This window comes from Terrabacter sp. MAHUQ-38, assembly GCF_014518425.1.
GTDB lineage: Bacteria > Actinomycetota > Actinomycetes > Actinomycetales > Dermatophilaceae > Terrabacter.
Genome location: NZ_JACVCU010000004.1, coordinates 403,401 through 422,714 on the forward strand (window position 1 = coordinate 403,401; position 19,314 = coordinate 422,714).

The 19,314-nt window shown below is 71.7% G+C and carries 15 protein-coding genes; 12 read left to right on the forward strand and 3 right to left on the reverse strand.

What is annotated here, in order from left to right; all coding sequences use genetic code 11:
• Positions 1 to 8: 8 nt before the first annotated feature.
• Positions 9 to 1,223, reverse strand: a complete 1,215-nt coding sequence (locus tag H9I49_RS17005; protein WP_188031563.1) for a DUF2207 domain-containing protein — start codon at positions 1,221 to 1,223, stop codon at positions 9 to 11.
• Between the two features lie 95 nt (positions 1,224 to 1,318).
• On the opposite strand from H9I49_RS17005, the gene H9I49_RS17010 reads away from it, so the two are divergent.
• From H9I49_RS17010 to H9I49_RS17065, 12 genes are all read left to right on the forward strand, one after another.
• Entirely contained in the window at positions 1,319 to 2,095 is a 777-nt protein-coding gene (locus H9I49_RS17010) for a 1-acyl-sn-glycerol-3-phosphate acyltransferase (protein WP_188031564.1), read from the forward strand.
• Positions 2,096 to 2,135: 40 nt separating this feature from the next.
• Complete coding sequence (locus tag H9I49_RS17015; RefSeq protein WP_188031565.1) at positions 2,136 to 2,909, forward strand: TIGR03936 family radical SAM-associated protein; 774 nt, start codon at positions 2,136 to 2,138, stop codon at positions 2,907 to 2,909.
• A 209-nt stretch (positions 2,910 to 3,118) separates the two neighbouring features.
• Positions 3,119 to 6,385, forward strand: a complete 3,267-nt coding sequence (locus tag H9I49_RS17020; RefSeq protein WP_188031566.1) for an Rne/Rng family ribonuclease — start codon at positions 3,119 to 3,121, stop codon at positions 6,383 to 6,385.
• A gap of 124 nt (positions 6,386 to 6,509) precedes the next feature.
• A complete protein-coding gene (gene rplU / locus H9I49_RS17025; RefSeq protein ID WP_188031777.1) occupies positions 6,510 to 6,818 on the forward strand; it encodes a 50S ribosomal protein L21 in 309 nt (102 codons plus the stop codon).
• Positions 6,819 to 6,865: 47 nt separating this feature from the next.
• Positions 6,866 to 7,141 (forward strand): 50S ribosomal protein L27, encoded by a 276-nt coding sequence (gene rpmA / locus H9I49_RS17030; protein ID WP_188031567.1) that lies wholly within the window; start codon positions 6,866 to 6,868, stop codon positions 7,139 to 7,141.
• Between the two features lie 130 nt (positions 7,142 to 7,271).
• Entirely contained in the window at positions 7,272 to 8,813 is a 1,542-nt protein-coding gene (gene obgE / locus H9I49_RS17035) for a GTPase ObgE (protein WP_188031568.1), read from the forward strand.
• A 106-nt stretch (positions 8,814 to 8,919) separates the two neighbouring features.
• Positions 8,920 to 10,044 (forward strand): sensor histidine kinase, encoded by a 1,125-nt coding sequence (locus H9I49_RS17040; RefSeq protein ID WP_188031569.1) that lies wholly within the window; start codon positions 8,920 to 8,922, stop codon positions 10,042 to 10,044.
• A complete protein-coding gene (locus H9I49_RS17045) occupies positions 10,041 to 10,820 on the forward strand; it encodes a LytTR family DNA-binding domain-containing protein (RefSeq protein ID WP_188031570.1) in 780 nt (259 codons plus the stop codon). The genes H9I49_RS17040 and H9I49_RS17045 overlap by 4 nt, the downstream gene beginning before the upstream one ends.
• Positions 10,821 to 10,975: 155 nt before the next feature.
• Positions 10,976 to 11,326: a hypothetical protein gene (locus tag H9I49_RS17050; protein WP_188031571.1), complete on the forward strand. Its 351-nt coding sequence runs from the start codon at positions 10,976 to 10,978 to the stop codon at positions 11,324 to 11,326.
• A 28-nt stretch (positions 11,327 to 11,354) separates the two neighbouring features.
• Positions 11,355 to 12,941 carry a cation acetate symporter gene (locus tag H9I49_RS17055; RefSeq protein WP_188031572.1) on the forward strand — a complete coding sequence of 529 codons (1,587 nt, stop codon included), beginning with the start codon at positions 11,355 to 11,357 and terminating at the stop codon, positions 12,939 to 12,941.
• A gap of 333 nt (positions 12,942 to 13,274) precedes the next feature.
• Positions 13,275 to 13,613, forward strand: a complete 339-nt coding sequence (locus H9I49_RS17060; RefSeq protein ID WP_370587620.1) for a DUF485 domain-containing protein — start codon at positions 13,275 to 13,277, stop codon at positions 13,611 to 13,613.
• The gene (locus H9I49_RS17065) at positions 13,610 to 15,247 is read left to right on the forward strand and encodes a cation acetate symporter (RefSeq protein WP_188031573.1); all 1,638 of its coding nucleotides are present in this window, start codon (positions 13,610 to 13,612) and stop codon (positions 15,245 to 15,247) included. Before H9I49_RS17060 ends, H9I49_RS17065 begins: the two co-directional genes overlap by 4 nt.
• Before the next feature lie 81 nt (positions 15,248 to 15,328).
• On the opposite strand, the gene H9I49_RS17070 is transcribed toward H9I49_RS17065, so the two are convergent.
• Both H9I49_RS17070 and H9I49_RS17075 read right to left on the reverse strand, forming a co-directional pair.
• Positions 15,329 to 16,885, reverse strand: coding sequence for an FAD-dependent monooxygenase (locus tag H9I49_RS17070; protein WP_188031574.1), 1,557 nt, complete (start codon positions 16,883 to 16,885; stop codon positions 15,329 to 15,331).
• Positions 16,886 to 16,928: 43 nt separating this feature from the next.
• Positions 16,929 to 19,265, reverse strand: a complete 2,337-nt coding sequence (locus H9I49_RS17075; RefSeq protein WP_188031575.1) for a LuxR C-terminal-related transcriptional regulator — start codon at positions 19,263 to 19,265, stop codon at positions 16,929 to 16,931.
• Between the last annotated feature and the right edge of the window lie 49 nt (positions 19,266 to 19,314).

Here is a 19,314-nt window from a genome sequence, read left to right on the forward strand (position 1 = left end):
GCGTCGGCTCAGAAGTCGCAGCCGGGCAGGTCGCAGCCGTCGAAGCCCGTTCCGCAGCCCGACAGCCCCTCGAACGAGAAGAGCGAGTCGGTCGCGTCGGTGAAGCCGTCCACGCCGTCGAACACGTCACCGACGTCGTCGAGACCGGTCGTCGTGTCCCCGATGTCGACGAGGGCGTCGCCGAGCGAGAGGTCGCCACCGTCGCTGCCCCAGCCCCCGAAGTCGTACCAGTCGAGCCCGTCGACGTAGTCGGTCCAGTGGCTGTCGTTCGCGAGGTCGCGCAGCAGCGCGGCGAAGTGCGCCGTCAACCCGAACGCCACGGCATACGGCAGGTAGCTGCTGAGCAGGGCCCGCTTCTCCTCGAAGCGCAGGCGGTCGGCCTCGGCCGTCGCGAGGTACTCACGGAAGCCGAGGGCCTGGATACGCAGCGCCGTACCCTCGGCCGTGCGGGGCGTGCGAGCTCCGCCCCAGCGGGCGAGCACGACGAGCGCGGTGACGAGACCGACGAGGACGGGCGTCAGCGACCAGTCGTGCGCGTCGACGAGTCCGGCCACGACGACCACCGCGGCGACGACCGTCAGGGGCACCAACAAGAGCAGGCCGATCGCGCGGGTGCGGCCGTTGCGGGCCCGCGGGTGCCGGGCGTACCACCCGCGGTCGACGACTTCGCGGTAGAGACCGATCTGAACCTCTCGCATCGTCATCGCGAACGAGCCCTCGAGGGTCGACAGGCGCACCCTGTCGCGACCCTCGAAGAGCCGGTCGAGCAGGAGCCGCTCGAAGGACGTCGGTGACTCCGCCGGAGGCGGGGCCGTGCGGCGCAGCTCCCAGTCGCGGTCGGAGTCCTCCGACACCTGGACGATGCGGAACCAGCCGCGCACCGCGAGGTCGAGCAGCGTCGCACTCACGTCGTGGGCATGGGCGACGCCGTCGACGACCGTGCCCACGACGCCCGGGCGCACGTCACGCGGGGGAGCGAACGCGGGAGCCACGGTGCCCGACCACTCACCGCCCCTGACGCGGTGGCGCGGTGCCCTCGCGGGGTCGTCGGGCAGCAGGCCGGGGGTCACCGCGTCGAACATCTCGTCGCGCCCGCGCCACCACTTGACGAGGACGACGAGACCCGCGAGCACCACCGGAAGGAGCCCGAGGACCGATGCCCCGACCAAGGTGTCGCGGTCCACGAGAGCAGGCGCGGCGGCATGGCCGATGCTGGTGGTCACGGTGGTCCCCTGTTCGTGTGCCTCGTCGTTCGTGTGACTCGTCCGATGCCCCGTCGGCCTGCCGAAGCGTGGCGGCGCAGGGCAGAGTGTCCCCTATGGAGCCCGTCTACTCGTCCGTCATCGGCTTTGCCCGCGGGCTGTTCGCGATGCAAGGCCTGAAGTTCACCATCCTCGGTGAGGACAACATCCCGCGCACCGGCGGAGCGGTGATGACGGTGAACCACACGGGGTACTTCGACTTCGCCTACGCGGGCCTCGCGGCGCAGAAGTCCGGCCGCCTCGTCCGGTTCATGGCCAAGGACGGCGTCTTCACGCACCCCGTCAGCGGACCGCTGATGCGCGGCATGAAGCACATCCCCGTCGACCGGACCGCGGGCTCCGCGTCGTACGCGGAGGCGGTCCAGGCGCTCAGGGCGGGCGAGATCGTGGGCGTCTTCCCGGAGGCGACCATCTCGCGGTCGTTCGAGCTCAAGGAGTTCAAGACCGGGGCGGCGCGGATGGCCGCCGAGGCCGCAGTGCCGATCCTGCCCGTCGTCATCTGGGGGTCACAGCGGGTCTGGACCAAGGGCCACCCCAAGCGCCTGGGGCGGACGAGCGTGCCGATCATCATCGGCGTCGCAGAGCCGATCCCCGTTGCCGCGGACGCGGACCCAGAGGCCGTCACCGACCAGTACAAGGCGGTGATGGCCGACCTGCTGCAGATCGCGCGTGCCGCGTACGAACCCCTGACCGGTCCGGACCTGAAGTATCTCCCCGCGAGCATGGGCGGCACGGCCCCGACCCTGGCCGAGGCCAACCGCCTCGACGAGGCGGACGTGGCCGAGCGCCGGCGCAGGGCGGACGAGCGACGCGGCTTCTCCTCCGACGCCTGACGGTACGGGGCCGCACCGGCACGCCGGTAGCCTTCCGGGCATGGCTCGTCAGGCACGTCAGCGCGTCCCCGAAGGTCCGGCGCCGGACCCCGCGGTCCAGAAGCTCCGGATCCGCTACACGAAGCGGGGACGGCTCCGCTTCACCTCCAGCCGGGACTTCCAGCGGGCCCTCGAGCGCGCACTGCGCCGTGCCGACGTGCCGATGGCGTTCTCGGCGGGCTTCCACCCGCACCCGAAGATCAGCTACGCGAACGCCGCCGCCACGGGCACGGCGAGCGAGGCCGAGTACGTCGAGATCTCGGTGACCCAGCGCGTCGAGCCGGAGTCGGTCCGGGTGGCTCTGGACGAGGCCCTGCCCGAGGGGATCGACATCCTCCAGGTCGTCGAGGCGGCGCCCGGCGCGCTCGCGGACCGGCTCGAGGCGAGCGACTGGGTCCTCGAGTTCCAGGGCCTGCCCCTCGAGGTGTTGCGGGCGGCCGTGGAGGCCCTGATGGCGCGCGACACGGCCGAGGTGACACGCATGACGAAGTCGGGTCCTCGCACCTTCGACGTGCGTGGCTCCATCGTGTCGGCACGCGTGCTGAACCCCTCAGACGCGCTCGCCGACACCGTGGCGACTCACGTGGTGGGGCCCGACTGTGCGATACTGCGCATGGTCGTACGGCACACCACACCTGCTGTACGCCCCGACGACATTCTGACCGCGCTGCGTGAGATCGCCGACCTGCAGCCTCCGCGTTCACCTCTGGTGACGCGTCTGGCGCAGGGACCGCTCGACACCGCAACCGTGAGGGTGACCGACCCGTTGGAGTGACCTGCCAGGTCACGACGGCGAAGCGGTTGCCGACAAGAAGGTCGACGGCATTCGATCACGGGGCCGCGCCCAGCGCGAACCGTTTTCGGATGTAGCGAGACGACTTCCGTCCCGTCGCACACGCGGCGCGACGACTGCAACCGCACTCGTGCGGTGTTGACGGCCCCGGCCGCGTGTGGGTCACACCGCACCTGACGGGAGGCTGCCTGATGGCAACCAACGACACCACCTCCGACACCACCACCGGCGCCGACGACGCCACGCTGTTCGCCGCGGGGACCGCCGACGAGGCGCCCGCGCCGCGCCGCCGCACGACGCGCCGCACGAGCAAGAAGGCCGCCGCGCCCACCACCGAGCCGACTGCCGACGCCGGCGCCGACTCCGGCGCCGACTCCGGCGCCGACTCGGGCGCGCCGGCCGAGTCGGCATCGGCAGAGGCGGCACCCGCCGAGGCGGAAACCACTGACGAGCCCACCAAGCGACCGGCTCGCAAGCGGGCGCCTCGCAAGAAGGCAGAGGCCGCCGAGGCGGCCGCGACGCCGGCGAAGCGCAGGTCGCGCACCAAGGCCGACCGGGCCGCCGAGGCGGTCGAGGAGCTCGTCGCCGAGGTGCAGCCCTCGGACGACGCCGCTCTCGAGTCCGCCGCCGTCACCCCGGCCGCCGAAGCGGACGAGAGCTCAGACCTCGCGACGGCCGCCGCCCTCGTCGACGTCGACGCGATGGTCGACCTCGATGACGACTCCCTGACCACCGGCGACGAGGACCCCCAGTCCCTGGACGAGCAGGAGGAGCTCGACGAGCGCCCCGCCGCCGTCGTCCCCAGCTTCAGCGTGCTCTTCCAGGCCCCCGACGCGAGCCAGGCGACGCCCACGCGACGCCGTCGAGGCGCCGCCGCTCCGGCGGTCGAGCAGCCGATCGCCGAGCCCGACGAGGAGCCCACGGCCGAGGCTGACGAGGAGTCCGGCCCCTCGGACGAGCAGCCGGAGGAGGAGGGCGCACCGCGCCGCTCGCGCCGCCGCCGTGGCGGCAAGGGACGCCGCGGGCGCGCCTCCGACGACGACGAGGCCCAGGACCAGGGGCCTGACACCGACACCGGTGATTCCGGCCAGGAGGGCGAGGACCGCGAGGACCGCGACCAGGGCGAGGCGTCCGACGCCGACACCGACGAGGCCGAGCAGGACTCCGACGACGAGGGCGGCACCAGCCGCCGTCGCCGCCGGCGCCGGCGCGCGGGTTCGTCCGCCGACTCGGGCGACGACAGCCCCAACGTGTCGACCCGCGTCCGTCAGCCGCGGAGCCAGAGCGACGAGCCCGTCGCGGTCAAGGGTTCGACCCGGCTCGAGGCCAAGAAGCAGCGCCGCCGCGAGGGGCGCGAGGCCGGACGTCGGCGAACGATCATCACCGAGGCCGAGTTCCTCGCCCGCCGCGAGGCCGTCGACCGGGTCATGGTGGTGCGCAACAAGGAAGGCCGCACGCAGATGGGCGTGCTCGAGGACGGCGTCCTCGTCGAGCACTACATCGACCAGGCCACGAACGTCTCCATGGCGGGCAACATCTACCTCGGCCGCGTGCAGAACGTCCTGCCCTCGATGGAGGCGGCGTTCGTCGACATCGGCAAGGGCCGCAACGCGGTGCTGTACGCCGGTGAGGTCAACTGGGATGCAGCCGGCCTCGAGGCCAACCAGCCCAAGCGCATCGAGAACGCCCTCAGCTCGGGCCAGACCGTCCTCGTGCAGGTCACGAAGGACCCGATCGGGCACAAGGGTGCCCGCCTGACGTCCCAGATCTCGTTGCCGGGCCGCTACCTCGTCTACGTGCCGAACTCCTCGATGACCGGCATCAGCCGCAAGCTGCCCGACACCGAGCGCGCCCGCCTCAAGAAGATCCTGCGTGAGGTCGTGCCGGACTCCGCCGGTGTCATCGTCCGCACGGCTGCGGAGGGGGCGAGCGAGGAGGAGCTGCGCGCCGACGTCGAGCGCCTGACCCGTACGTGGGAGGACATCCAGGCCAAGGCCGAGGCGTCGTCGACACCGCGGGCCGGCAAGAGCAAGGGCAAGAAGAAGAACGGCGGCACCGGGTCCGTGACCGGCGGGCAGGCCCCGATGCTGCTCCACGGCGAGCCCGACCTCACCGTCCGGGTCATCCGTGACGTCTTCAACGAGGACTTCAAGCAGCTCGTCGTCGCCGGCGACCAGGCGTGGAACGAGATCCACCCGTACATCTCGTCCGTCGCCCCCGACCTCGCCGACCGCGTCACCAAGTGGACCGGTACGGAGGACCTCTTCACGCACCACCGCGTCGACGAGCAGCTCGCCAAGGCGATGGACCGCAAGGTCTGGCTGCCGTCCGGTGGCTCGCTCGTCATCGACCGCACCGAGGCGATGACCGTCGTCGACGTCAACACCGGCAAGTTCGTCGGCTCGGGAGGCAACCTCGAGGAGACGGTCACCAAGAACAACATCGAGGCGGCCGAGGAGATCGTCCGCCAGCTCCGGCTGCGCGACATCGGCGGCATCATCGTCATCGACTTCATCGACATGGTGCTCGAGAGCAACCGCGACCTCGTCGTGCGACGTCTGCTCGAGTGCCTCGGCCGCGACCGCACCAAGCACCAGGTCGCCGAGGTCACCTCGCTCGGCCTCGTCCAGATGACCCGCAAGCGCGTCGGCTCGGGCCTCATCGAGGTCTTCTCGGAGACGTGTGACCACTGCAACGGGCGCGGCTTCATCATCCACGCCGACCCCGTCGACCGCGGTGCCAACCCGCCGGACCAGAACCAGAACCAGGGCGATGGCGGCGGCAGCCGTCGCCGCGGCCGCGGTGGCAGCCAGGGCGGCGCCGGCAACCAGCAGTCCGCGCAGCAGTCCCAGCACTCTGCGGGCTCGGCCCCGCTCGAGCCCAAGAGCAGCGGCCCGACGGCGGCCCAGATCGCGGCCGCGGCGCACGCCGCAGCGCTCAAGAGCGCGTCCGGGCAGCCCGCGGGCGAGGCGGCGGCCGAGGCCGTCGCCGAGGTGCAGGCCTCGGTCCACCCCTCGCCCGAAACGGCGTCCGAGGACGTGCCGGGTGACACGCACGGGGCGGAGCACGCGGAGCAGCCGGAGCAGTCGTTCCCGCGGGACGACGGTCCGTGGGCCGGCGACGACGCGTACGAGGCGGGTTCGGGCGACGGCGCGCAGGGCACCGAGGGCGGGGCGCACGTCGAGCTCGAGTCCGATGTCACCGACACGACCGCCGCCACTACCGCCACCGGCACCACGGCCACCGACGAGGGCGCATCGGCGGCGAGCGCCCCGGCGGTCGAGGTGACCGTCGAGTCGGAGGGCCCCACGCCGGTCGAGGCGGCCGTCGAGGTCAAGCCCGCCACCCGCGGACGTCGCCGTCGTGGACGCGTCGTCGCGCCCGCCGGCCCGCCGCGGGCGAGCACGCACCCCGGTGGCGAGCCAGCGGGCGACCACACCGGCGTCGGCAGCGCCTGACCTCGGTTTGGAGCTGGACGTCCCCAGCCGGTAATCTTCTTCCTTGGTGCGCCCACCGGGCCCGTGTTGACGGGCCGGTGCCGAAAGTGGCGTTCCCAACCCTGATGAGAGAGTGAGTTTCACTGTGTACGCGATTGTTCGCGCTGGCGGTCGCCAGGAGAAGGTGTCGGTGGGCGATGTCCTGCTCGTCGACAAGGTGACGGGTCAGCCCGGCGATGCCATTGAGCTCACGCCGCTGCTCCTCGTGGACGGGACCACCGTCACGTCCGACGCCGACAAGCTGTCGAAGGTGTCGGTCAAGGCCGAGGTGGTCAAGGCCGCCAAGGGCCCCAAGATCGTCATCATGAAGTACAAGAACAAGACCGGCTACCGCAAGCGTCAGGGCCACCGTCAGCCGCTGACCCAGGTCAAGATCACCGAGATCAACGCGTGATCGACGCCTGACCGGCTCGGCACAGAACCTCTCAAGGAGTAACTGACATGGCACACAAGAAGGGTGCGTCCTCGACCCGCAACGGTCGCGACTCGAACGCACAGTTCCTCGGCGTCAAGCGTTTCGGCGGCCAGAAGGTCAACGCGGGCGAGATCCTCGTCCGTCAGCGCGGCACGCACTTCCACCCGGGTGAGGGTGTCGGCCGCGGTGGCGACGACACGCTCTTCGCCCTCGTGGCCGGCGCGGTCAAGTTCGGCACGAAGCGTGGCCGCAAGACGGTCAACATCGAGGCCATCGACACCGCGGAGACCTCCGCGGTCTGATCGACCCGATCACCACTGATGTTCCGGAAGGGCGGGCCCGCGTGGCCCGCCCTTCCGCCTTTCCCGGGCACACGGCATTCGCAGTCTGCGTATGCCGTCCGCCCACCCTCATCTGGAAGAGTGACCTCCCATGGCAGTGACCTTCGTCGACCGCGTCGTGCTGAATCTCAGCGCCGGCGCGGGCGGGCACGGCGTCGCCTCCGTCAAGCGCGAGAAGTTCAAGCCGCTCGGTGGGCCCGACGGCGGCAACGGTGGGCGCGGTGGGTCGGTCATCCTCCGCGTCGACCCGTCGGCGACGACCCTGCTCGACTACCACCGCCACCCGCACCGCAAGGCCGGCAACGGCGCGCCCGGTGCCGGTGACGAGCGCAACGGCGCCGACGGCGGCGACCTCGTGCTGCCGGTGCCGGAGGGCACGGTCGTCAAGGACCGCTCCGGCCACATCATCGTCGACCTCGTCGGCATGGGCACCGAGCACGTCATCGCCGCCGGCGGGCGTGGAGGACTCGGCAACAAGGCTCTCGCGAGCGCCCGGCGCAAGGCGCCCGGCTTCGCGCTGCTCGGTGAGCCCGGTGAGGAGATCGAGGTCATCCTCGAGCTGAAGTCCCTCGCCGACGTCGCGCTCATCGGTTTCCCGAGCGCCGGCAAGTCCTCGCTCGTGTCGGTGCTCTCTGCCGCCAGGCCGAAGATCGCCGACTACCCGTTCACGACTCTCGTGCCCAACCTCGGCGTCGTCACGGCCGGGTCGAGCCGGTTCACCGTCGCCGACGTGCCGGGTCTCATCCCGGGCGCTCACGAGGGCAAGGGCCTCGGTCTCGAGTTCCTGCGCCACGTCGAGCGCTGCTCGGTGCTGGTCCACGTCATCGACTGCGCGACGCTCGAGCCGGGTCGTGACCCCATGAGCGACCTCGACGTCATCGAGAACGAGCTCTCGCTCTACGTGCCCGACGCCGACCTCGGCGGGCGGCCGCTGTCCGAGCGCACCCGCATCGTCGTCCTCAACAAGGCCGACGTCCCCGAGGCGCGCGAGCTGGCCGAGATGGTCAGGCCCGACCTGGAGGCGCGCGGCCTCGAGGTCTTCGTCGTCTCGGCCGTCGCGCACCTCGGCCTGCGTGAGCTGACCTTCGCGATGGCCCGCCACGTGGACGCCGCCCGCAAGGAGGTCGGGGAGATCGTGCCCAAGCGCGCCGTCCTGCGGCCGCGTTCGGTCGACGACCGGGGCTTCACCGTCACGAAGGAGAACGGCCCCGACGGGGTCTTCTTCCGCGTGACCGGAGACCGTCCGGTCCGGTGGGTGCGCCAGACCGACTTCAGCAACGACGAGGCCGTCGGCTACCTCGCCGACCGCCTCGGCCGCCTCGGCGTCGAGGAGGAGCTGTTCAAGGTCGGCGCCGTCGCAGGCGACACGGTCGTCATCGGTGCCACCGACGACGCCGTCGTCTTCGACTGGGAGCCGACGCTGCAGGCGGGTGCCGAGCTGCTCGGTTCGCGCGGCACCGACCTGCGCCTGTCGGAGGCGTCCCGCCCGACGCGCGACGAGAAGCGCGAGGCGCAGCGCGACCGCTACGCCGCTCGGGCCGCCACACAGGAGGAGCTCGAGGCCGAGCGTCGCGCCGGTCTCTGGCAGCTGCGCGACGGCGACACCGAGGCCGACAAGGACGACGACGCCTGACGCGTCACCCCGAAGGCGCTCCCGTTCGACGTATTCGGCGGTCACGGGTGACCCTCGAATACCTCGACCCGGCGTGGGGGAGAGGGTGGGCGCATAGGGTGGCGGCATGAGCTCGTGGGGCGCGCTGCTGCGTCGCGGTCACCTCGGCACGGAGGCCGACCGCGCGACCTACCGCACCCTGCACACGGCGCTGCTCGCGTCCCCGCCACTGCGCATGGGACTCACGCCCGCCGCCGCGGAGCGCTCGCTCAAGCACCTGCGCGCCCTGCTCGGGGCCCCCGCCGTCGCGATGACCGACACGAGCGGGCTGCTCGCCTGGGAGGGTGGCAAGGCGCACCACTCGAGCCAGCCGGCCGTCATCTCAGCGGGCACCCTCGGCCACGGCCGCACCACCGTCCTCGACGGGCCCGACGTCGCGTGCGACGAGCCGTCGTGCGTCGTGCGGGAGGCGATCGTCGCCCCGCTCGACGTCGACGAGAAGGTGGTCGGCACCCTCCAGGTCTTCACGGGCCGGGCCTCCGCCGGCCTCGTGCGGGCGACGAACGAGGTGGCTCGCTGGGTTTCTGGACAGCTGGAGCTCGCCGAGCTCGACGCGTCGCGCACCCGCCTCATGGAGGCCGAGGTGCGGGCCTTGCGCGCGCAGATCAGCCCGCACTTCATCTACAACTCGCTGACCGCCATCGCCTCCTTCACCCGCACCGACCCGGAGCGGGCGCGCGAGCTGCTCGTCGACCTCGCGGAGTTCACGCGCTACTCGTTCCGGCGGCATGGCGAGTTCACCACGCTGGCCGAGGAGCTGCGCTCGATCGAGGCCTATCTCGTCATCGAGAAGGCGCGCTTCGGGGACCGGCTCACGGTCACCCTGCGCGTGGCGCCCGAGGTGCTGCCCGTCGTCGTGCCGTTCCTCTGCCTACAGCCGCTCGTCGAGAACGCCGTGCGGCACGGCCTCGAAGGCCGGGCGGGCGACGGGGAGATCAGCATCCTGGCCCAGGACGCCGACCACGAGTGCGTCGTCACGATCGAGGACAACGGCGTAGGAGAGGACCCCGAGCGGGTCCGCCGCGCCCTCGGCGGCGACCCGGGCAGCGACTCCGTGGGGCTGGCCAACGTCGACGAGCGGCTCCGGGCCGCTTTCGGGGACGACCACGGCCTCGTCGTCGAGACCGCTCCGGGGGCCGGCACGAAGGTCGTCGTGCGGCTGCCGAAGTTCCGGCCGGGGGTGCACGTGTGACCAGCGAGACCGCTGCGCAGGCGGAGGGCGCGCCGCTGCTACGGGTGCTCGCCGTCGACGACGAGGCCCCGGCGCTCGACGACCTCGTGTGGATGCTCTCGCGCCACGACTGCGTGGGTCAGGTCGTGCCCGCCGGCTCGGGCGAGGCAGCCCTGCGTGTGCTCCACGAGGAGCAGGTCGACGCGATCTTCCTGGACGTCCAGATGCCCGGGCTCAGCGGCCTGGACCTCGCACGCGTGCTGTCACGCTTCACGACCCAGCCGCCGGTCGTGTTCGTCACCGCCCACGAGCAGCACGCCGTCGACGCCTTCGAGCTCAACGTCGTCGACTACGTCCTCAAGCCGGTCCGCGACGAACGGCTCGACCAGGCCGTGCGGCGGGTCGTGCGCCAGCTCCACGGCCGGGAGCCGGTGCCGACCAGCGCCGACGAGAGCATCGTCGTCGAGCTGGCCGGGGTGAGCCGCCTCGTCGCGCGTTCCGACGTGCTCTTCGTCGAGGCGCAGGGCGACTACGCGCGGCTGCACACGGCGACCGAGAGCCACCTCGTGCGCGTCCCGCTCACGACGCTGGCGGACCAGTGGCGCGAGGCAGGGTTCGTACGGATCCACCGTTCCTCACTGGTGGCCCTCGGGCACATCTCCGAATGGCGCACCGAAGGCGGGCGCACGACTGTCGTCGTCGGTGGGCACGAGCTCGTGGTGAGCCGCCGCCACACTCGCGCCCTGCGCGACCTGCTCGTGCGCCGCGCCCAGCCCCTCGGCCGGGGCGCGTCGTGACCGAGCGCGACCTGACGCCACCCGGACGTATGCCGTCCGCTGACGGGCAGCGCCCGCCGGGGGAGCCGCGTCCGGCAGGGGAACCGCGTACGGCAGGGGAACCGCGTCCGGCAGGGGAACCGCGTCCGGCAGGGGAACCGCGGACGCGGGCACGGGTGCGCGTCACCAGCCCGCGGGCGTCCGCCGCCCGCACGCGCACCGTCTCGATCGCCTCGGAGATCGACGAGCAGACCCGGCTCGGCGAGGTCTACATCACCTCGCTGATGCGCAGCCAGCTGCGGCTCGCGCTCACCGTCCTGCTGGTGCTCGGCACGACCCTGGGCCTGCTGCCGCTGCTCTTCTCCGTCGTCCCGGAGGTGGGCCGGTTCTCGGTGCTCGGCGTGCCGCTGCCATGGATCCTGCTCACCGTCGTCGCCTTCTGCGAGATCATCACGCTCGGCTGGTTCTACGTGCGACAGGCCGAGCGCAACGAAGCCGACTTCAGCGACCTGCTCGACGGCCGGTGACGAGGGGTGGGCACGTCGTGAGCCGCTCATGAGCAACGCAGCGAGCATCGTCGCGGTCATCCTCGTCTCCATCGCCTCCCTCGCGGTCGGGGCGTTCGGCCTGCGCCTCTCGCGGACGATGAGCGACTTCTACGTCGCGTCTCGGGGAGTCAGCCCGGTGCTCAACGCGTCGGCCGTCAGCGGCGAGTACCTCTCTGCTGCCTCGTTCCTCGGTGTCGCCGGACTCATCCTCGCCCGCGGCGTCGACATGCTCTGGCTACCCGTGGGCTGGACCGCCGGCTACCTGCTGCTCCTCGTGTTCGTCGCGGCGCCGCTGCGCAGGTCGGGTGCCTACACGTTGCCGGACTTCGCGCAGCTGCGGCTCGAGTCGGTCGTGGCGCGACGCGCCTCGAGCCTGCTCGTCGTCGCGATCGGCCTGCTCTACCTCATCCCGCAGTTCCAGGGAGCCGGCCTCACCCTCCGGACCCTGACCGGGGCGCCCTCCTGGGTGGGCCAGTTCGCCGTCGCGCTCGTCGTCTGCCTCAACGTCCTGCCGGGTGGCATGCGCAGCGTCACGCTGGTGCAGGCCTTCCACTACTGGCTCAAGCTGCTCGCCCTGCTCACCCCCCTGTTCTTCCTGCTCGGCGCGATCGGCTCGCGCAGCGGCAACCCGTCCGCGGGCGCCGTCCGCGTCGCCGACTGGGTCGAGCCACTCGGCGGTGACAACGCGCTCTACTTCACGTACTCCCTCGTCCTCGCGACCTTCTTCGGCACGATGGGCCTGCCCCACGTCGTCGTGCGCTTCTACACCAACCGCGACGGACGGGCCGCGCGGCGCACGACGCTCGCCGTGCTCGTGCTCCTCTCGGGCTTCTACCTGCTGCCCGTGCTCTACGGCGTGCTGGGGCGCTACGTCGCGTCCGACCTCGTCGCGGCAGGGCGCGCCGACTCGGTCGTGCTCGAGCTGCCCAGCCGGGTGCTCGACGGGCCGGTGGCCGAGGGCCTCACCGCACTGCTCGCGGCGGGGGCGTTCGCGGCGTTCCTGTCCACGTCGACGGGCCTGGTCGTCTCCGTCGCCGGCGTCCTCAGCCAGGACCTCGTTCGCTGGGGAACGGGGCACCGCCAGGGTATCCGCGCGTTCCGGCTCTCGACCGTCATCGCCGTCTCGGTTGCCGTCATACTCACCTTCGCGTCAGCCGCCGTGCCCGTCGCGCACGCCGTCGAGCTGGCGTTCGCGGTGGCGGCCTCGACGTTCTGCCCGATGCTCCTCCTCGGCATCTGGTGGCGCGGCCTCACCGCTGCCGGTGCCATCGCCGGGCTCCTGGTGGGCGGAGGCCTCTCGATGGGGGCCGTCCTCTCGACGACCTTCGGAGTCGCGACCACCGGCTGGGTAGGGGTCGTCATGACGCAGCCTGCCGCCGTGAGCGTCCCTCTCGCCTTCGCCACGATGGTCCTCGCCTCGATCGCCACGCGTTCAGGCGCACCGGAGCACGTCACGCAGACCATGGTGCGGCTCCACGCCCCCGAGCACCTCGACCTCAACCGCGGCTCCTTCCACCCGGAGAGGTGGTCGCGCCGCCCTGTCGTGACGGGCAAAGCTTCGCCTGCCGTCGACGCGACCGCCACTCGACCCTGACCCGGCCACGACGGGGGGCCAGCCCGGGGCACCCGGCCGGCGCCACGGCATACGCCCTGAGGGTCGACCGCTCGTCGCTTCCCGATGACCGCTCGTCGCAGCCGCACCCGCGCACGTCGAGCAGTGGACGCCGCTGGGCGATGCCCGGTGCGCCGCGGCCGCCGGGGGACCGGCGAGGCTCCTAACTTGGTCAGTGCCGGCCGCGTGGCCGGCAGCGCGGATCGACAGGGTCGTCGACTCACCACCGCAGGGGCGGGGCGCGTCGGCGGCAGCAGGACCGCGCAGACCGACCAGGGAATCACGCACGACCAACCGCCCCGGAGGTGGCCCCAAGTGAGCAAAGACGCTCCAGATCGCGTGGTCGACGACCCGAACGTCGCCATGCAGAACTCCGACGAGTTCGCCGAGCTGCGCAGCAGGTTCCGGCGATTCGTCTTCCCGCTGACCGCGCTGTTCCTGGCGTGGTACTTCCTCTACGTCCTGCTGTCCGTCTTCGCGAAGGACTTCATGGGCACCCGAGTGCTCGGGAACATCACGTGGGGGCTGATCTTCGGGCTCCTGCAGTTCGTGTCCACCTTCGTGATCACGATGTACTACGCGCGCTGGGCCGACCGCGAGTTCGACCCGCGCGCCGAGGCCCTCGCCCAGAAGATGGGAGGGCACCACAAGTGAGCGCCATCGCACCCACGCTCGTGCCTGCAGTCACGACGGTCGGCAACCCGGCCATCAACATCGGCATCTTCGCCCTCTTCGTCGTCGTGACCCTCGCGATCGTCATCCGCGCGTCGCGCAACAACCGCAGCGCCGCCGAGTACTACGCCGGCGGTCGCGCCTTCAGCGGTCGGCAGAACGGCATCGCCATCGCCGGTGACTACCTGTCGGCGGCCTCGTTCCTCGGCATCGCGGGAGCCATCGCCCTCAACGGCTACGACGGCTTCCTCTACTCGATCGGCTTCCTCGTCGCCTGGCTGGTGGCACTGCTGCTCGTCGCCGAGCTGCTCCGCAACGTCGGCAAGTACACGATGGCGGACGTCCTCAGCTTCCGGCTGCGGCAGCGACCCGTGCGCATCGCGGCGGCGATCTCGACCCTCGTGGTCTCGTTCTTCTACCTGCTGGCCCAGATGGCCGGTGCTGGCGGCCTCGTCGCGCTGCTCCTCGGCATCGAGGGCGCCGTCGGCCAGCGCATCGTCATCGCCGTCGTCGGCGTCATCATGATCTTCTACGTCATCTACGGCGGCATGAAGGGCACGACCTGGGTGCAGATCATCAAGGCCGTGCTGCTCATCATCGGCGCCGGGGTCATGACGGTCTGGGTCCTCGGCAAGTTCGGCCTCAACCTCAGCTCGCTGCTCGGCGAGGCGACCACCGCGTCGCAGGAGGGCGGCGGCAAGGACCTGCTCCAGCCGGGCTTGCAGTACAAGAACCCCATCGACTTCATCTCCCTGTCGATGGCACTCGTGCTCGGCACGGCGGGGCTGCCGCACGTGCTCATGCGCTTCTACACGGTGCCCACGTCGCGTGAGGCGCGCCGATCGGTCGTCTGGGCCATCTGGCTCATCGGCATCTTCTACCTGTTCACGCTCGTCCTCGGGTTCGGTGCCGCTGAGCTCGTCGGTGCCTCCGAGATCAAGAACGCGCCCGGTGCGGTCAACTCCGCGGCCCCGCTGCTGGCCTTCAAGCTCGGCGGCGAGATCCTGCTCGGAGTCATATCGGCCGTCGCGTTCGCGACGATCCTGGCCGTGGTCGCGGGCCTCACGATCACCGCGAGCGCCTCGTTGTCCCACGACATCTACAACACGGTCGTCAGGGGCGGGGACGCGACACCGGAGGAGGAGGTCAAGGTCGCCCGTATCGCGGCGCTCGTCCTCGGTGCGATCGCCATCGTCGGTGGCATCTTCGCCCTCGGGCAGAACATCGCGTTCCTCGTGGCTCTCGCCTTCGCCATCGCGGCGAGCGCGAACCTGCCGACGATCCTCTACTCGCTCTTCTGGAAGAGGTTCAACACCAGGGGTGCGCTGTGGAGCATCTACGGCGGCCTGGTCAGCGCCATCACGCTGATCGTGTTCAGCCCCGTCGTGTCGGGCAAGGCGATCGACCCGGTCACCAAGAAGAGCCCCTCGATGCTCCAGGGCGTCGACTTCCACTGGTTCCCGCTCGACAACCCGGGCATCATCTCGATTCCGCTCGGCTTCGTGCTCGGCTACATCGGCACGGTGACGAGCCGTGAGTACAACGCGGCGAAGTACGCGGAGATGGAGGTGCGGTCCCTCACCGGCCACGGCGCGGAGGCGGCAACCCACCACTGACCCATCGCTCCGGCGGCAACCTCGCTCAGCGGCATACGACCACCGTGTCGTATGCCGCTGAGCGCCCGTGGGGGCCTGGCCTCACACTCGTTCGTGCTGGCGCTCCCGGGCGGGCAACGGCTCAACGACGGTGTGCAGGTACTCGCGGACCTCCTTGGAGCCCAACGTCGTTCCCACAGCTGCGACGTACCCGTCCGGACGGACCAGCGCGACCGCACGGTGCGGCAGGGGCGCGGTGACGACGTCGACGACGTCCCCGACTTCTCCGGTGCCCGAGGCGGACGTGGACTGCGCGGTGCTCGTCCCGTCGACCAGGACGTGCCTCCCGGCGCGGAGGGCGGCGTAGAGCGTCGTCGGGCCCTGAGCCGACTCGACCTCGAGGTCCGGCATGCGCTCGCCGGGACGGGGCAGGCCTCTGACGCGCCCGGGGCGGGTCAGCGGGCCCGCGGGGTAGGCGACGGACGTCTGGGCCATCCGGCCGGCAAGACGCCGCTGGGCCGCCGGGAGCCGGAGCGCCGGCAGGAGCGCGTCGCGCACGCTCCGTCTCACCGACCTCGGCGCCGTGCCGAACCTGACGAAGCCCTCCGTGAAGGCGAGCACCTGGGCGGCGACGGGACCGCGCTCGAGGCCGTAGCTCTCGAGCAGGCGATCGGGGGCGCGACGGGTCGCGACGAGCGCGAGCTTCCACGCGAGGTTGGTGGCGTCCTGCATGCCGGTGTTCATGCCCTGCCCGCCGGCGGGGGAGTGGATGTGCACGGCGTCACCGGCGAGCAGCACCCGGCCGGTGCGGTACGCCGCGGTGGAGCGGAGCTGGCACCGGAAGCTGGTGAGGGTCTCGGGGTCGCGGACGAGCATTCGCCTCGGTGAGCGCTGGTCGACGAGCGACTGGATCTCCTCGAGCGTCGGCGGGTTGCTCCCACGAGTGCCCGGCATGGGCAGGGACAACCGCCACAGGTCGGCGGTGATCGGGACGCAGAGCAGCGGGGGCCCCTCGGTCCGGGCGAAGACGTGGACCAGGTCGGGCCGGCCGTCCCACTCCACGTGCGTGTCGGCGAGCAGCCACTCGAACGGGTGCGGGTGGCCGACGAAGGGTGCTCCCAGCAGGTGACGCACCGTGCTGTGCGCTCCGTCGCAGCCCGCGACGTAGGCCGTTCTCACGGTGTGCCGGCGCCCGCTCGAGTCACGGAGTGTGACGCTGACGTGGTCGCCCTCGTCGGAGAAGGAGACCAGCTCGACCCCGTGCTCGACCTCGCCACCCAGCTCGGTGAGTCGCTGCCGCAGCAGCGCCTCGGTGCGGTGCTGCGGCAGATGGAGCATGAAGCCGTAAGGGCTTGCGTTGTGGGCCATGTCGATGCCGACCAGGTCCCGGTCACCGCGGTGCAGCTGCACACCCCGGACCCGGTGGCCGACCTCGAGGAACCGGTCCAGGATCCCCATGAGGTCGAGGACCTCCATCGTGCGGGCCTGGATGCCGATCGCCCGGCTCAGGCGTGAGGAGCCCGCATCGCGGTCGATGATCCGAGTCGACACCCCTCTGGCGAGCAGCTGGGTGGCCAGGGTCAGACCTGTCGGGCCGGCTCCGACGACGAGGACGTCACAGTCGGTCGTGGTGTGGGTCGTGGTTCGGTTCGCGTCCATGCAGCCACGATCCGCGTGCGCCGCGGGCGGGTCGTCCGATGAACTACCTATCCGGCTGCGTATTCCGCGGTGCTGTCGCGTCGGGGTTCGTCGGCATGATGCCGCGCTGGTGTGCCCAGGCGGTCAGCTGGGTGCGGGAGTGGAACCCCAGCTTGGTCAGGATCCGGTCCACGTGCACGTCGACCGTGCGCACCGAGAGGACGAGACGCGCGGCGATGTCGCGGTTGGTCAGCCCACTCGCCACGAGCTGCGCGACCTCGGACTCTCGTCGGCTGAGCGCGGGTCCGGGACCGGCGCGCCACGGCTGTTCGGGGTCGTGGGACAGGGCGGTGGCGACCGCGTCGTCGACTGATATGCGGTGGCCGTCTGCGGTCAGCACGTCGGCTGCGGCACCGACCGCGGCGCGGGCGGGAGCGAGGAGGCCCTCGGTCAGCTCGCGCAGCGGTTGGGGTGGCATGAGCTGGTTCACGTGCGCGTACTCGTCGAGGGCACCCGCGAGCCGCAGGGCCAGGCGTGGACGGTCAGTGACGGCGGCGAGGCCGACGAGGGCGCCGAGGCCCACCGCGATCCCGAACCGGTCCCCACTGCGGACCACGACCGGCACCCCCTCCGCGAGGGCCGACCACGCTCCCCGCACGTCGCCCGCCAGGATCCTGGCGATGCCGAGCAGCTGGAGGGCCCGCGCCCGCAGCGTCGGCAGGCCGAGGTCGGCACAGCGCTCGACAGCCGCCTCGAAACGGGCGCACGCGGTCGGCAGGTCGCCGCTGAACTGCGGTGCGAGACCGCTGAAGAACAACGCGGCGGCGGCTCCCTTGTCGTCGCCGGCCCCGGAGAGCACCCGCAGGGCGGCCTCGAGGTCGCGGCCACCGGCTTCGATGCCGCGTCCGCCGAGACCGGTGCGCCCCCGGGTGAGGAGGGCACCGCCCTCACCGACCCGGTCGCCAAGGGAGCGGGCGAGCCCGACCGCCTCGTCGAGGGCCGTCAGCGAGGACTCCACGTCGCCCTGGTCCATCGCGAGCCAGCCGGCCCCGGTGAGCGCCGCCACTCGTTCAGGAGAGGCCGCAGGGACGAGGTCGAGCAAGGTCCGCAGTCGGCGGCGGCCCTCCGAGAAGTGGCCGCGCATCGACCAGAAGCCCGTGAGGTGTGCGGCCATGGCGAGTGCTGTGGTGGCGTCGTCGGCCTGCAGCCAGTCGAGGGCGGCGCGAAGGTTGTCGTGGTCACGGTCGAGCCGATCGAGCAGAGTCCCGTCCGGCCAGACCGGTGGCCGCTCGACCTGCCCGGCCAGCGATGCGAAGACCGCAGCGTGCGCCCGTCGGACCAGCCCGGCGTCGGGAGACCCGTCCAGCCGCTCGACGGCGAACTCGCGAACCGCCTCGAGCATCGTGTGGCGCGGCTCGCCGGCGTCGGGCTGGAGCCGGACGAGGCTGTGGTCCACGAGCTCACCGACCGCGTCGAGCACCGCCACCGCAGGGGCGACGGCCTCGCAGACCTTCTCCACGTCGCTCAGCGCGGCGCTTCCGCGGAAGACGCCCAGGACGGCGAGAAGGTGACGCCCGTTCTCGGTCAGCAGGTCATGGCTCCACGTGATCGTGGCTCGCATGGTCTGCTGCCGAAGCGGCGCGTCACGGTGGCCGCCCACGAGGAGACCCAGCGAGTCATCCAGCCGGGCGAGGATGCTCGCGACCGGAAGCACCTTCACCCGTGTCGCTGCGAGCTCGATGGCCAGCGGAAGCCCCTCCAGCCGGCGCACGATCCCGGCCACCGCAGCAGCCTCGTCCGCGCCGGGGCTGAAGGCCGGTGCCGTCGCCCGGGCCCTGGCGAGGAACAGCGACGTCGACTCCCACTGCGCGAGGGACTCCGGTGAGAACTCGCTGCCCCGCGTCGGCAGCGGGAGAGGTGGGACCGGGAGCTCCTGCTCGCCGCTGACGTGCAGGGGCGAGCGACTCGTCACGACAAGGTGCAGGGTGTCGCTCGCGGCCAACAGCCGAGCGACGACGAGGGCGGCGCCCGCCAGCACCTGCTCGACGTTGTCGACGACGACCAGGACGGAACGGCCGCGCAGGTGGTCCCCGAGGTGCTCGACGAGCGGGGTGTCACGTGAGTCCGGCAGGCCGAGGGCCTGGGCGATCGACGAGGGGATGAGCGTCGGGTCGCGCACGGCTGCGAGGGGCACGAAGTGCACGCCGTCGGGGAAGCGCTCGCCGAGCCGGGTCGCGAGCTCGATCGCGACGCGCGTCTTCCCGCTGCCGCCCGGCCCGGTCAGCGTGAGGAGCCGGTGCTCGCGCAGCAGCCGGGCGGCAGCAGCCAGGACGTCCTCCCGGCCGATGAAGCTGGTGAGCGGTCGCGGCAGCCGTCCCTCGCTCCGAACGTCTGCCGCCACGCTGGACCTCTGCGCACGATGCACGCGTCGATCGTCCCACCGGCACGGG

What these genes read in the sequence shown, in the direction of transcription:
- obgE (WP_188031568.1), top strand. Translation starts at nt 7,272, where the DNA reads ATGGCAGTGACCTTCGTCGACCGCGTCGTGCTGAATCTCAGCGCCGGC.
- rpmA (WP_188031567.1), top strand. Translation starts at nt 6,866, where the DNA reads ATGGCACACAAGAAGGGTGCGTCCTCGACCCGCAACGGTCGCGACTCG.
- H9I49_RS17015 (WP_188031565.1), top strand. Translation starts at nt 2,136, where the DNA reads ATGGCTCGTCAGGCACGTCAGCGCGTCCCCGAAGGTCCGGCGCCGGAC.
- H9I49_RS17010 (WP_188031564.1), top strand. Translation starts at nt 1,319, where the DNA reads ATGGAGCCCGTCTACTCGTCCGTCATCGGCTTTGCCCGCGGGCTGTTC.
- H9I49_RS17040 (WP_188031569.1), top strand. Translation starts at nt 8,920, where the DNA reads ATGAGCTCGTGGGGCGCGCTGCTGCGTCGCGGTCACCTCGGCACGGAG.
- H9I49_RS17070 (WP_188031574.1), bottom strand. Translation starts at nt 16,885, where the DNA reads ATGGACGCGAACCGAACCACGACCCACACCACGACCGACTGTGACGTC.
- H9I49_RS17020 (WP_188031566.1), top strand. Translation starts at nt 3,119, where the DNA reads ATGGCAACCAACGACACCACCTCCGACACCACCACCGGCGCCGACGAC.
- H9I49_RS17055 (WP_188031572.1), top strand. Translation starts at nt 11,355, where the DNA reads ATGAGCAACGCAGCGAGCATCGTCGCGGTCATCCTCGTCTCCATCGCC.